The sequence below is a fragment of the Salinibacterium sp. SWN248 genome, from assembly GCF_015864575.1.
Taxonomy (GTDB): domain Bacteria; phylum Actinomycetota; class Actinomycetes; order Actinomycetales; family Microbacteriaceae; genus Rhodoglobus.
The window spans coordinates 464531-478091 of the sequence record NZ_JADYWW010000001.1 but is presented as its reverse complement, the minus strand read 5'-3'; the positions used below and the strand labels follow the sequence as shown (position 1 = coordinate 478091).

The following is a 13561-nucleotide window of genomic DNA, read 5'->3' as shown; positions in this document are numbered from 1 at the left end:
CGCGCTTCGAGCACTACGCTGCGTGCGCTCCACGTTGCTGCTGTTGTGCCGCACTATTTCTCTCCCCCGAGTCAAAATCCCTGACTTTGCGGGTCATCGCATCGTCAACGAATAGCCCTTCGGGTGAGCGCATCTCCTCCAACCATAAACCGTTGGTCGAAGTTTTGGACAGCCTAACCAGCCGAAGCCGCCCCGCACTGGGGCTAGAGCTCTGATTCTTAGCGACCTCATAGGGTGCTTCGTGCCGGTGTGACCCGAGCGCGCCACCGGCTGTTAATCTCAAGGGATGCAGCCGCCTTGGACCTCCGATGGACCCGACCTTGTTGTGCACGGCGATAACCTGCCCGTGATCAGCACTTTGCCTGACGAAAGCTTCCGGCTGATCTACATCGATCCCCCGTTCAACACTGGGCGGACGCAGCGCCGTCAAGCCTTAACCACTCAACGCTCGACCGAAGGTACGCGCGTGGGCTTCGGAGGCAACAGTTACGACACGATTAAGGGAGTGTTGTATTCCTACGACGACACGTTCGCCGATTATTGGGAGTTCTTAGAGCCACGGTTGCAGGAGGCATGGCGCCTGCTCGACGACCGCGGCACCCTCTACCTCCACCTCGACTACCGCGAAGTGCACTACGCCAAAGTCGCTCTCGACGCTCTCTTTGGGCGCGAGAGCTTCCTCAACGAGATCATCTGGGCCTACGACTATGGCGCCCGCGCCACCAAGAAGTGGCCCTCGAAGCACGACACGATCCTTGTCTATGTAAAGAACCCGAAGAACTACTACTTCAATAACGAAGAAGTCGACCGCGAGCCCTACATGGCGCCCGGTCTTGTGACACCAGAAAAGGCAGCCCGCGGCAAACTACCGACGGATGTCTGGTGGCACACCATCGTGTCCCCTACCGGTAAAGAGAAAACGGGCTACGCCACGCAGAAGCCGGAAGGCATACTGCGACGCATCGTTCAGGCATCCAGCCAGCCCGGCGATTGGGTGCTCGATTTCTTCGCCGGAAGCGGCACAACCGGTGCCGTCGCCCAAGCCCTCAAGCGTCGCGTGGTCCTCGTCGAACAGAATCCCGACGCGATCGCCATCATCACCAAACGGCTGTCAGAGGAGACGGTGTTCGCTAACATGAGCGCATGAGGAATCGTGACGAAATCGAATGCTGGCTCACCGACATGGATGGTGTTCTCGTTCATGAGAACCATCCCGTTCCCGGCGCCTCAGAGCTGCTGAAGCAGTGGCGCGATGAGAAGAAGCCCTACTTGGTGCTCACGAACAACTCGATCTTCACCCCGCGCGATCTGAGCGCCCGGCTCAAGGCATCGGGTCTCGATGTTCCCGAGTCGGCAATTTGGACTTCTGCGCTCGCGACGGCTGACTTCCTGAAAGAGCAGATTCCGGGCGGCAGCGCGTTCGTCATCGGCGAGTCTGGCATCACGACCGCCCTTCACGAAGCCGGTTTCATCATGACGGAAACCAACCCCGACTATGTCGTGATTGGCGAAACCCGCAACTACTCGTTCGAAGCCATCACCAAGGCGATCCGCCTCATCGGCAACGGCAGCCGCTTTATTGTGACCAACCCGGATGCCACCGGCCCGAGTGCTGACGGCCCCTTGCCCGCAACGGGCGCGGTCGCTGCTCTCATCACCAAGGCCACTGGTCGGGAGCCCTACATCGTCGGCAAGCCGAACCCGATGATGTTCCGCTCGGCGCTCAACAAGATCGGCGCCCATAGCGAAACCACCGGCATGATTGGTGACCGCATGGACACCGACATCGTCGCCGGCATCGAGGCGGGTCTCCACACTGTTCTCGTGCTCACCGGAATCAGCGATCAGAAAGAAATCGACCGCTACCCGTTCCGCCCCAACGAAGTTCTCGACAGCGTCGCGGACCTACTGAACTAGTTGGCCACGCACCGATCACTCTGAACCGGCAGCCCCGGCCAACCCGCTATTCGGAGGGCGTTTGCGGTTGAGCGACGGATGTCGTGAGAGCGGCATCACCGGAGCGCGTCGCGAAGCAGTAGTAGTCGCGGTTTCCGGCATCCCAGTCGCTCGCTGTTGCAGCGAAGCTCGCCACGATTTCGAGGTTAGAGAATGATTGCGCCGCCGCGAAGTCGATCACAGCGTCCGTAGAGCAGGCTGTCGCTGTGCGCGATGCGAGCTCTTCCGCTTCTGGATAAGGATCAGACGCAGCATCCTCGAACAGGCCGATCGTGAGCAACTGCGCGGCGTGAGGCTGCGTGCAATCGATCACGGTGTACTCCTGCTCCCAGGCAGAAGCGAAGGGGTCAAGGCACTCGCCGCCGGCGAGTTCATTCCACTGATAGGTTCCCGGCGCTACCGGGCCCACAACGGGAACAATGGCAGTAGCTGTCGCCGACGGGGTCGGCGAGGCAACCGCAGCAGGCATTACGGAGGGGCCGAGGCGAGTACCCGCCAAGAACAGGGCGACCAAGGCGAGCGCCGCGACCAGACCTCCGGCGATAGCCAGCCCGATCAATTGACCGCGCGGAATCGGTGGCCGCGGAGGCTGGGGAACCCGCGGTCGTGAAATGACCGCTGGCACCTGCGCGACGAGAGCCTGATCTTCGTACTCTACGAATTTGTCTTCACCGAAGAGGTCACTCACGGCGTCGTGCTCGACGGATTCCGACTCTGCCGAGATGCCTTCGAGCGACTGCGCTCCCATGACTTCGGTCGCGCCTTCCAGCGATTGGTCAACCGAAGCCGGCAGCTGAGCCTGTCGCCGAGTGGCGGCATCCATCGCGGCGGTTGGCAGGTCGGCGATATCCATCGCGCCAGTGGGGAGGTCGGAAATATCCATCGCCCCGGTGGGGAGATCAGAGATATCCATGGCGCCCGTTGGCAGGTCTGCGACGTTGATTGCTTCGGTCGGCGGCGGCTCGATGAGAGGCTCTCGCGAAGGAATAACAGGATCGGCGGGATCGGCAGGCTGCGCAGGATCGGCCGCGTGGGCGGCCGCTGGCGACCCGGCAGGGAATGCTGGCGGCTGCGCGGGAGGCTGTTCGCCCGGCATCGGCGGGAGCTTGAGAAGACCGGGAACCTCGGGCGTTGCCGGCGGCGGCGTGCCCGGCGATGGGGTCATTGGCGGCAAAGGAACTTCAAGCGCGGTCGGCTGCGGAACAGCGGGGGCCACGAATGTTTCGGGATGCTCGGGAACCTGCGGAGGTGTGGGCGCCTGGGGAGCCGCAGGAGCCTGGGGGTGTTCGGGTGCCGGTGAGCTCGCCGGAACGTCAGAATCGTCGGGTTGTTCCGGCTCTACAGGAGTTGCCCGTGTGGGCTTGGGTGGCGCTTCGGGCTCGGTCGGAGTGAGTCCCCAGTTGAAGGAGGACTCGCGAGGTTCCTGGTTGTCACCAGCGCCCGAGCCGTTGTCGCCAGAGGTCACGGAGTAAGCCCCAAATCACCAAGCCCGATCGCTGAAAAGTAGGGGTAGCCGGCGGCCTCGATGCGCTCCTTGGCGCCAGTGTCACGATCAACGACAACGGCAACGCCGGCAATAATGGCGCCGACTTTCTCGAGCGCCTCGATAGCAGCAAGTGGTGAACCACCGGTCGTCGAGGTGTCTTCAAGAACAATGACGCGCTTGCCTTCGAGCTCAGGCCCTTCGACCTGACGACCACGGCCGTGATCCTTGGGCTCCTTGCGCACGACAAAAGCGTCGTAGGTGAGGCCGCGGGCCGCACCCTGGTGAAGAATTGCGGCGGCGATCGGGTCGGCCCCCATCGTCATCCCTCCGACAGCAACGATGTCTGGCACATCGGCGATGAGGTCAATCATGACCTGACCGATGAGCGGAGCGACGCGGTGGTCGAGGCTGACGCGACGCATGTCGACGTAGTAGGTGGCCTTCTTTCCGCTCGTCAAAGTGAAATCACCGTGGAACACGGCATCGGCGGAAATGTGCTCAATGAGCTGTTGCTTGGCGTCGGTCACGAGTACAGAATACCCATTGTCGCGGACCTCCTAGAGGATGGTCTCGCCGAAAACCAGCAAAACACCCGAGATGGTGACGCCCACGAAGCCCAAGGTGGCGACGATTGTCGCGTTGCGGCGGTCGAGACGGTCAGCCTTCGCCGCAGCTTCATCGAGAAGGATATCTTGCTGCATACGATGACTTTACGGGGCGGGGCCGCCCCTGTCGTCGCCCAATGCGGGGGTAGACCTATTACCGTTGAAGCATGCTCATTGCCACTTGGAACGTGAACTCCATCAGAACCCGAGTCAGCCGCGTCGTTGACTGGCTGCTCCGCGAAGATATTGACGTACTGGCGATGCAAGAAATCAAGTGCAAGCCCGAGCAATTTCCTCTCGAAGCGTTCACCGAAGCGGGCTACGAGGTCGAGCTCCACGGCCTCAACCAGTGGAATGGCGTGGCCTTCGCGAGCCGCCTTCCCATGGAGGATGTCTCGGTCGGCTTCGACACCCAGCCCGGCTTTGGCAAAGCGCTCGATGACGGCACGGTGCCGATCGAAGCGCGCGCGCTTGGCGTCACCGTTGAGGGTGCCCGACTCTGGAGCCTCTACGTGCCCAATGGCCGCGAGCTCGACAACCCGCACTACCCCTACAAGCTCGAGTGGCTCGCTAACCTCAAGACGCAAGCTGCTCAATGGATGCGCGACAATCCGGAACAGCCTCTCGCCCTGATGGGTGATTTCAACATTGCCCCCTTCGATCACGACGTCTGGGACATCGCAGCCTTCGAGGGCAAGACTCACGTGAGCGACGCCGAACGCGCAGCCTTCCGGGCCTTTGAAGAAGCAGGGATGATCGATACTCTCCGCAGCCGCAACATCGAGGGCTATACCTACTGGGACTACCAGCGCCTGCGGTTCCCGCGCAATGAGGGAATGCGCATCGACTTCGTGCTCGGTTCGCCCGCATTCGACGAACTCGTGACGGGCGCATCGATCGACCGCGAAGAGCGCAAGGGCGATGGCCCAAGCGACCACGTTCCCGTTGTCGTCGAACTCGCGATCGACACCGAGAACGACGACGATCGGCCCATGTTTCTCTAAGCGGTTCATCTCAGCGGTTGCCTTAGCGGTTGCCTTAGCGGTTGCCTTAGCGGTTGCCTTAGCGGTTGCCTTAGCGCGCGGTTTAGCCGGCGTCAGGCTCCGACCGAGACACCTTGAGGCCTTCGCCGTTTTCGGCGAGCCCCACGAGCACGGTGTCACCATCGCGAATCTCGCCAGCGAGCAACGCCTTGGCGAGCTTGTCGTCGATCTCGCGCTGCATGAGTCGGCGGAGCGGTCGTGCGCCGTAGATGGGGTCGTAGCCGCGCTCCGAAAGCCAGGTGCGAGCATCCGGGGTCACAGCAAGCTGCAGGCGACGATCGGTGAGGCGCTTGCCCAAACGGTCGATATCGAGCTCAACGATCTGACTAAGGTCGTCGGTTGAGAGCGGCTGGAACACCACGATGTCGTCGAGACGGTTGATGAACTCCGGCTTGAACGACTTGCGTACGAGGTCATCGACGGCGGCCTTGCGGGCATCCCACGGCAGCTCTTGGTCAGTGATGAACTGGCTGCCCAAGTTGCTGGTGAGAATCAGGATGACGTTGCGGAAGTCGACAGTGCGGCCCTGGCCATCGGTGAGACGACCATCATCGAGCACCTGCAGGAGAATGTCGAAGACCTCAGGGTGCGCCTTTTCGACCTCGTCGAGCAGGATCACCGAGTAGGGGCGACGGCGCACAGCCTCGGTCAGCTGACCGCCCTGTTCGAATCCGATGTAACCGGGAGGGGCACCGACGAGGCGCGAGACGGAGAACTTCTCGCCGTACTCGCTCATGTCGATGCGCACGAGAGCTTTCTCGTCATTGAAGAGGTACTGAGCGAGAGCCTTCGCGAGCTCGGTCTTTCCGACGCCGGTGGGGCCGAGGAACAGGAACGAGCCGGTGGGGCGGTCGGGGTCGGAGATTCCGGCCCGCGTGCGGCGAACCGCCTCAGAGACCGCTTGCACCGCTTCCTTTTGACCGATGAGACGCTTGCCGAGTTCTGCTTCGAGGTGAAGCAGCTTCTCGGTCTCGCCCTCGGTGAGGCGATCGACAGGGATGCCTGTCCACGCGGCCACAACGGCAGCAATGTCTTCTTCGGTCACCTGGTCATTGACCATGCGGGGACCGGTTGGCTCGTTGCTTTCGGCGGTGACGAGGGCGCGTTGGATTGACGGGATCGTCTCGTACTCGAGCTTCGACACCTTTTGGTAATCGCCGTCACGCATCGCGCGCTCGGAGGCAATACGAGCATCGTTGAGGCGAGTCTTCAGCTCACCGACGTCGGTCAGGCTCGCCTTTTCGAGCTTCCAGCGCCCTTCCAACTCGTTCAGCAATTTGCTTTGGCTGGCGAGATCTTCGCGGAGCTTTGCGAGTCGCGCCTTCGACGCCTCGTCTTTCTCCTTCTTGAGAGCGTGCTCTTCGATGCGCAGGCGATCAACGGCACGCTTGAGCTTGTCGATCTCAACGGGCGAGGAATCGATCTCCATCTTGAGGTGGCTTGCCGCCTCGTCGATGAGGTCGATCGCTTTGTCGGGAAGTTTGCGGCCCGAGATGTAGCGGTTGCTGAGTGCTGCGGCTGCTACCAGCGCGGAGTCAGCGATGGTCACCTTGTGGTGGGCTTCGTAACGCTCCTTGAGGCCACGCAAAATCGCGACGGTGTCTTCGACGGAAGGCTCACCAACGAACACTTGCTGGAAGCGGCGCTCAAGTGCGGCATCCTTCTCGATGTATTGGCGGTACTCGTCGAGCGTTGTGGCACCGATCAATCGCAGTTCGCCACGGGCCAACATGGGCTTGAGCATGTTGGATGCCGCGACCGAACCGTCGCCACCGCCAGCGCCCATGAGGGTGTGAAGTTCGTCAATGAAGGTGATGACTTGGCCGTCGGAGTCTTTGATCTCTTTCAGCACGGCCTTGAGGCGCTCTTCGAACTCGCCGCGGTACTTGGCACCGGCGACGAGGGCAGCGAGGTCGAGGGAGATGAGCTGCTTGTCTTTGAGGGAGTCGGCAACGTCTCCGGCGATGATGCGCTGAGCGAGGCCTTCAACAACGGCCGTCTTTCCGACACCGGGCTCACCAATGAGTACAGGGTTGTTCTTCGTGCGTCGCGTCAGCACTTGACTGACACGACGAATTTCGGCGTCACGTCCGATCACGGGGTCGAGCTTGCCACTGCGTGCAATCTCGGTGAGATTTACCCCGTACTTTTCGAGAGCACTTTTTTGCTCGTCATCGGTACTTGGGGCACCCTGCATGTTCGCCATTTACAAACCCTCCACAAACTTGAGTTGAGATGACTCAACTTTATACCCGCGCGGTCACTCGTGGCTAGGTGAACGCTGTGTACTTCGAGAGATCGGTCAACAGATGAGAGACTTTTGGGGTGAACGCCGATTCCCGAGACGATCTCCACTCCTTTCAAGTGAACCTCACGGGAGTCGTTGACCTCCTGAGCAAGCACATCTACTCGAGTCCGCGAGTGTATTTGCGCGAACTCCTGCAGAACGGGCGCGACGCTCTCGCCGCCCGGGTTGAGCTCGACGGTGACGACGCGAGCCGCGGCATCCGCATCACTCCCCTCAGCGAGCACAACGACACATTCCGGTTTCAGGATGACGGCATCGGGCTCACCGCCGATGAAATGACCGAGCTGCTCTCGACCGTCGGGCGCTCCTCGAAACGCGACATCTTCGACCTTCCCCGCAGCGACTACCTCGGGCAGTTTGGCATCGGATTATTGAGCTGCTTCATGGTGGCCGACCAGATTGTGATTCAGTCCCGCTCCGCTCGCGGCTCAGCCCCAGTGGAGTGGATCGGCAATAGCGACGGCACGTTCAGCGTGCGCGAGTTGGAGGGCGACCTCCCCATCGGCACCACCGTCTCGCTCAAGCCTCGCTTTGATCAGCACGACTTGCTCGGCACCTCGACGGTGCTCTCGCTCGCGTCGACCTTCGCCGAGTTTCTGCCGGTGGCAGTTCGCGTTGACCTGCCGGGCGGCGGTGTTGAAACCGTCACGCACGATGCTCCGTTCCTTGATGCGCACACGGCCACGGCATCCGAGCTGCTGATCTACGGTCGCGAGTTGCTCGGCGTTGAGCCCTTCGCCGCCATTCCGTTGAGTGTGCCCGGCACCAGCACCACGGGTGTTGCCTATGTGTTGCCCCACTCGCCACCGCCAGGAGCTCGTCAAGCAAACCGCGTTTACCTTGGCCGGATGCTGCTGAGCGAAAACGTGGATGCACTGCTGCCCGACTGGGCGTTCTTCGTGCGCGTCGTGCTGAACAGCACCTCGCTCACCCCGACGGCGAGCCGCGAATCGCTCGTGGACGACGACATCCTCGAGCACACGCGGGCGGCAATCGGCACGGTGCTGCGGCAGTGGGTGCTGGAAATGGCGGCCCGGCATCCGGCCCAGCTCAACGACTTTGTGCAAATTCATTCACTCGCCCTCAAGTCCCTCGTGATCCACGACGAAGAACTAGCGAAGTTCATCACTCCGTGGCTGAGCGTCGAAACCACGCTCGGGCGCATGACGATCGAGAGCCTCACTCGGGATCACACGCAGTTGCGTTATGCCGAAACGGTGGACGAATTTCGGCAGATCGCGAGCATCGCGAGCCCCGACCGTCCTGTGATCAACGGTGGCTACATCTACGACACCGAGATCGCCCGCCTACTCCCCACCCTCGTCGACGGCCTCACCGTCGACCGCGTGAGCGTGCTCGACGAACTCGACTTTCTCGAGGTGCCACCGCTTGATGCGCGCAGCCTTGTGGTGAAGCTCGAAGACCGTGCCAGCGCTGTACTCGCGGATGCCGGCTGCGCTGTGATTGTGCGCGGCGTTCCCGCCACCGACGTCACGGGCCTCTACCTCGCCGACCCCGAAGTCTTGCGTTCCATCGACCGTCGGGCGGCCCGCGAAATCAGTCGCCCCGGGTTGTGGAAAGACGTGCTCGGCAAAATGGATGCGTTCGCCGAGGAACGCCTCGCTAGCGACGGCACCAGTAAATCTCTCGCCCGCCTGTGCCTCAACTGGAACAACCCCGTCGTCGTCACCCTCTCCACCCTGAGTGATGACGCCGTCTTCTCCCGCACCATCGAACTGCTCTACGTTCAAGCCCTTCTCACCAGCCAACGCCCCCTCAGCGTGCGCGACCGCGCCATGATGACCAATTCCATGTCAGATCTGATCGCCATGAGTGTCGCACTCGGTGATTCCCTCCCAGAAAGTTCTTCCCTATGAGCGTCGCCCGCATCACCGAACTGTTCAGCGAGATCGACACGATGGCCTTCGGCCCCGAGGAACGAGCTCGCGTCGATGAGGCGATTGCGCTCGCGGTCGAACTGGGGGACGAAGAGTTGGAGTACCGTGCGCGCATTCGGCTGACGGCATCCGCCAATCAGCTTGGCGACACCGAAGCTCTGCTCTCCTCATTCGCGTGGTGCCTCGCCAAGCACGACGCTGACCCCGTGCGCTTTCCCGACGACGTGGTCGAGGGCGGTGCCGGGCTCATGTGGCAGTTCAAGTGGATCGCCACGACCCTCGCGAGCTCACCCATCTTCGGCACCGACGACATCTCCGGCGCCCTCGCCGACATGGAAAGCCACTACCGCGACGCCGGAATCGGCCAGAGCGGCGTGCTGACCTCTCAGTTCGCCACGGCCTGGCGTCTTGGCCAGCTCGACCGCGCCGAAGAATTGCGCGCCCAACTCGCCGTGACGCCCCGCGACGACTACAGCCACTGTGACGCCTGCGTACGCAGCGATGCCAGCGGCTTCCTCACAGAAACAGGGCGCGACGCCGAAGCCATCGTGCTCTTCGACGAACTCATCGAAGGTGGCTACAGCTGCGGCGACGAGCCAGAAGCCGCCCTTTCGCGCGCCCTACTCCCCTACCTGCGCGCCGGCCGCCTCGATGATGCTCGCGCCGCCCACTTTCGCAGCTACAACCTCGCCCGCGACAACGCCGACAACCTCAGCATCATCGCCAATCACTTCATCTTCTGCGCCGTCACCGGCAATGAAGCCCGTGGCCTCGCCATGCTCGAACGCCACCTCTCGTGGTTTGTGCACGACCAGCTCAACGCCGACGGCCAGTTCTCCGGCTTGGTTGCGGCCGGCGTGCTGCTCGACGCCGTGACCGCGGCCGCCTTCGGCGAGCAAGTTGTTCGCGGCGCCGAAAGCAACGACCTCACGGCACTCTTCGGAGAGCACGACGGCACCTGGACCGCCGAAGAACTTGCCACCGCCACGTGGGCTGCCGCGCGCCGGATCGGCGACCAGTTCGACGAACGCGCCGACAACAACTACCGCGCCACGCGCATCCAGAAGGCTAAGAATCTCGCCAACGAGAACTATCCCCTCAGCCTCACGAGTGAAACTCTTGCCGCCCCCACTCCCGCCGACGCCGAACCGACGGATGCCGCCGGCTGGCTGCTGCGAGCAGAAGAGCTGACCGCAATCGGTTGGCTGCCCACCGCGTTGCCCGCCGCGCGTAAGGCTGCGGATTTGGCAACGGGCACGGAGCGCACTGCTGCCCTGAGCACGTTGGTTGCTGGGCTGGTGGCTACCGGCGATCTCGCTGCAGCCGAGGCTGCTCTCGCCGAACGCATCCCGGCTCTCCGTGAGCACGGCAACGAGGCGCAAGCGTCGCTCGAAGAGCTGCTCGGCCTCTCACTGTTTGGTCGCGCCGAGCAAGACGATTTCGACAAACTGAGCGTCGCTGTTGGCGTCTCGGAGGAGTTGGCTCCCGCGCAAATCGCCGACATCGAACTGTCACTACTGAGCGTGCTGCTGCGCGGCGAGGAGCCCGATCTCGAGGCTGTGACGAAGCTTGCGGCGAGTGCGCTCGTGCACGCCGAGGCTGGCGAGATGCCCCTGCTGCGCGCCCACGCGCTGCGGTATCTTTCCGACCTGGCGGCCACCGCTGGCGACACTGATCGCGCACTCGCGCACCTTGATGATCTGCTGGGGGCGACATCCAACCGTGGTGTTTTGGCCCACGCTCACGCGCTTCGTGCCCGCATTTTGGGCAGTGGCGGCCAGTTCGCTGCCGGTGCCGCTAGCGCGGATGCGGCGGCCGAATGCGCCAATGCGATCGATGCTGCTGGCCCGCTGCACGACACCACCATTCTGGCCGGACGCCTCTATGACGAAGCCGAACAGTTCACGGATGCCGCTGGTCGCTTCCGTCTCGGAATCCGCTATGCCGAACGCCTCGAGATCGAGACCGTAGGGGCGCGCTACGCCCTCGGCCGAGCGCTCGTGCGCGGCGGAGAGTCGGCAGAAGCCATCGAGCTTTTGCTCTCGCTGTTCGAAGAAGAGACTGCTGCGCAGACCGCGCCTGGCAGCCGCGGCGAGACTCTGTTCTGGCTCGGGCACGGTTTCGCTGACTCTGGCGAACCGGGTTCTGCTGTTGGCACCTGGGAGACCGCAACGGAGCTGTACCTCGAGTCCGGCGACACCCAGAGTGCAGCACGGACGCTCGCTGACAGCGCGAGTGTGCACGCGCAACACGGCGATCACGAGACTGCCGCAACGTTGCTCGAGAATGCTGTGACGCATGCTCGCGCTACGCCCGATGACCTCAACCTGCTTGTGCGCGTGCTGCACCAGTCGGGGCGCGCTCACGCCGAAGCGGGCAACGCCGCCGGCCTTGAGGCACTGGATGAGGTGCTGGCGTTGGCCGCCGAACACAACGCCGATTGGTTGCATGCCGACGTGACCGACTCGAAGGCACGCGCGCTCGCGAGCCTCGGAAAGCCGAAGGAGTCGGTGGCACTGGCACTCACAGCAGCCGACGAATACCGCGCGGCGGGCGATCCCGTTGCGGGTGCGAACTGCGAACGCTTCGTTGCCAACGTCTTGGCCGGCGAGGGCCGTCACGACGAAGCTGTGGCGGTGCTGCAGTCAGTGATGGAGCAAGCTGCCAACCACGAGCGCCTACGTCAGATCACGGCGTTTGACCTGGCCGAAAGTCTCGACAAGCTGGGGCGAACTTCGGATGCTGCTGCCGCCCGGGCAATTGCGGAGGGTGCTAGCTAACCGCTTCCCTCTCTATCCCGGCCACCGCGGCGCGCAATCGCTCCATGGGAGACACTGCGCTGCCGCAGGAATCATCGTTCTGCCCCGCGAAAAACGGAACGTGCGCTTTGCGCTGCGGGGCGAACCGCGAACTGGCCGAGTGCTACGACGCGCTGGGAAATAAAAAGACGAGCTACGGGCACGCGTTCCCTCGCGGAGAAACACGCAGCCGTATCTCGTTTGTCGATCTCGTCTTGCGTCATCCGAAGCGGGCTGTACGCGCGCCGAGCTACTATTCGGGCGGCGACTACGTTTCTGCTCCCGGAGAGCCCTCAGCTAAGCCCGCCTCTGCGGAGCGCATTTCGCCGTTGTGGACAAAAATCTCCAAAAGTGAGTCTCGATCATAAATTGCAATCTCGCATACAACGAAGTTGGAGATGATGGAATGAATGCTCTTCAAAAAGCAACATATATCGATATCGCTAAACGTTCTTGGGCGGTGCTAGCAGCCGGACTGCTGGCGCTTACTCTCATCGCAGGAATTGGCATTGCTGCACAGTCGAGCAACTCCGCAGCAGCACCTGCTGATGTTGCAACGAGCGTTACTTCGGCTGAATCCATTAGCCATGAAATCGATTCGCCGCCTGCCCAAGCTGCTGAGATTCTTAGTGATAGCGAATTGGCGAGCCTCTCCGACGCCGAGATCGAATCCATGCTCGCCGAGGGTGAGCACAGGGTTGCTGAAGCGCAACTAGAGTACGCAGCAAATTCATCACCGGAGGACTACGCAAAGGCAGTCACTGCATACGAAGCAATCAAGAGCCAGATTGACACGATAATTGAGACCGAAGGCATCTCCGGGCTTCGTGACAAGATTCAAACATTGCAAGAGCAATCCGTTAGCAGCCTCAGCATCCACACCGTTGCGCGAAAGTGCATGGTCGTATACAAATGGCAGCTCCAAACAATCGCGTGGATGGGAATCGGGTTCGGCGCGTTCTACGCAATCGCCGGCCTATTCGTCTCTGGGACGGTTGTAGGGCTTCCAGGCGGAGCGGTTGTCGCCGCACTCGGCATAGGCCTTGGCGTAGAGTCCCAGTATTTCCTGTGGCGGGTGGACCAAGTAACTTGGACCTCAAAACGGGTCTGTTTCTAAGCTCTCAACTGCAACATTCTCACGGCGGGTGACATGTCAACTCAGGTACTGCTCGGCTTCGCAGCCACATTTTTCATAGCCCTAATAGCAATATTGGGCATTTTCCTTCGAGCACGACGAGAAAAGGATCAAGCGAAAGCTCCTTTGTGGGTGGGAGTGATGGCCGCAGTCGGGGCCCTCGCTCTTATCCTCATGGCGGTTCTAAGCGTCGCTCTTTTCCCGCTCAATTAGGGCGGATTGAGTGTCAGGAAGTTACTGCCCCGCCCGATCGATTGCGGAGAGCGCATAGCGTATTCAGCAGGGACGCCCTGATAAAGCTCGCACGCAAAGGCCCCGGTCGCGACTGCTCA

10 protein-coding genes are annotated in these 13561 nt (G+C 62.0%); 6 read left to right on the top strand and 4 right to left on the bottom strand.

Annotated features, from left to right (window positions below):
* Positions 1-286 precede the first annotated feature (286 nt).
* A complete protein-coding gene (locus I6E73_RS02205; RefSeq protein ID WP_197109293.1) occupies positions 287-1147 on the top strand; it encodes a site-specific DNA-methyltransferase in 861 nt (286 codons plus the stop codon).
* A complete protein-coding gene (locus tag I6E73_RS02200; RefSeq protein ID WP_197106707.1) occupies positions 1144-1917 on the top strand; it encodes an HAD-IIA family hydrolase in 774 nt (257 codons plus the stop codon). Before I6E73_RS02205 ends, I6E73_RS02200 begins: the two co-directional genes overlap by 4 nt.
* 46 nt (positions 1918-1963) lie before the next feature.
* Here I6E73_RS02200 and I6E73_RS02195 read toward each other — a convergent pair whose 3' ends face one another.
* From I6E73_RS02195 to I6E73_RS02185, 3 genes are read right to left on the bottom strand one after another with little or no spacing between them, the layout of a single operon-like run.
* The gene (locus I6E73_RS02195) at positions 1964-3421 is read right to left on the bottom strand and encodes a septum formation family protein (protein WP_307784198.1); all 1458 of its coding nucleotides are present in this window, start codon (positions 3419-3421) and stop codon (positions 1964-1966) included.
* The gene (gene pyrE / locus I6E73_RS02190; protein ID WP_197106708.1) at positions 3418-3969 is read right to left on the bottom strand and encodes an orotate phosphoribosyltransferase; all 552 of its coding nucleotides are present in this window, start codon (positions 3967-3969) and stop codon (positions 3418-3420) included. The genes I6E73_RS02195 and pyrE overlap by 4 nt, the downstream gene beginning before the upstream one ends.
* A gap of 30 nt (positions 3970-3999) precedes the next feature.
* Entirely contained in the window at positions 4000-4143 is a 144-nt protein-coding gene (locus tag I6E73_RS02185; RefSeq protein WP_197122780.1) for a hypothetical protein, read from the bottom strand.
* Positions 4144-4214: 71 nt separating this feature from the next.
* Between I6E73_RS02185 and I6E73_RS02180 the strand changes: the two genes are divergently transcribed.
* Entirely contained in the window at positions 4215-5051 is an 837-nt protein-coding gene (locus I6E73_RS02180) for an exodeoxyribonuclease III (protein WP_197122778.1), read from the top strand.
* Positions 5052-5133: 82 nt separating this feature from the next.
* On the opposite strand, the gene I6E73_RS02175 is transcribed toward I6E73_RS02180, so the two are convergent.
* Positions 5134-7296, bottom strand: coding sequence for an ATP-dependent Clp protease ATP-binding subunit (locus I6E73_RS02175; RefSeq protein ID WP_197122776.1), 2163 nt, complete (start codon positions 7294-7296; stop codon positions 5134-5136).
* 119 nt (positions 7297-7415) lie between these two features.
* Between I6E73_RS02175 and I6E73_RS02170 the strand changes: the two genes are divergently transcribed.
* From I6E73_RS02170 to I6E73_RS02160, 3 genes are all read left to right on the top strand, one after another.
* Complete coding sequence (locus tag I6E73_RS02170) at positions 7416-9275, top strand: HSP90 family protein (protein WP_197122774.1); 1860 nt, start codon at positions 7416-7418, stop codon at positions 9273-9275.
* The gene (locus tag I6E73_RS02165; protein ID WP_197122771.1) at positions 9272-12076 is read left to right on the top strand and encodes a hypothetical protein; all 2805 of its coding nucleotides are present in this window, start codon (positions 9272-9274) and stop codon (positions 12074-12076) included. Before I6E73_RS02170 ends, I6E73_RS02165 begins: the two co-directional genes overlap by 4 nt.
* Positions 12077-12500: 424 nt before the next feature.
* Positions 12501-13211, top strand: coding sequence for a hypothetical protein (locus tag I6E73_RS02160; protein WP_197122769.1), 711 nt, complete (start codon positions 12501-12503; stop codon positions 13209-13211).
* Positions 13212-13561 lie beyond the last annotated feature (350 nt).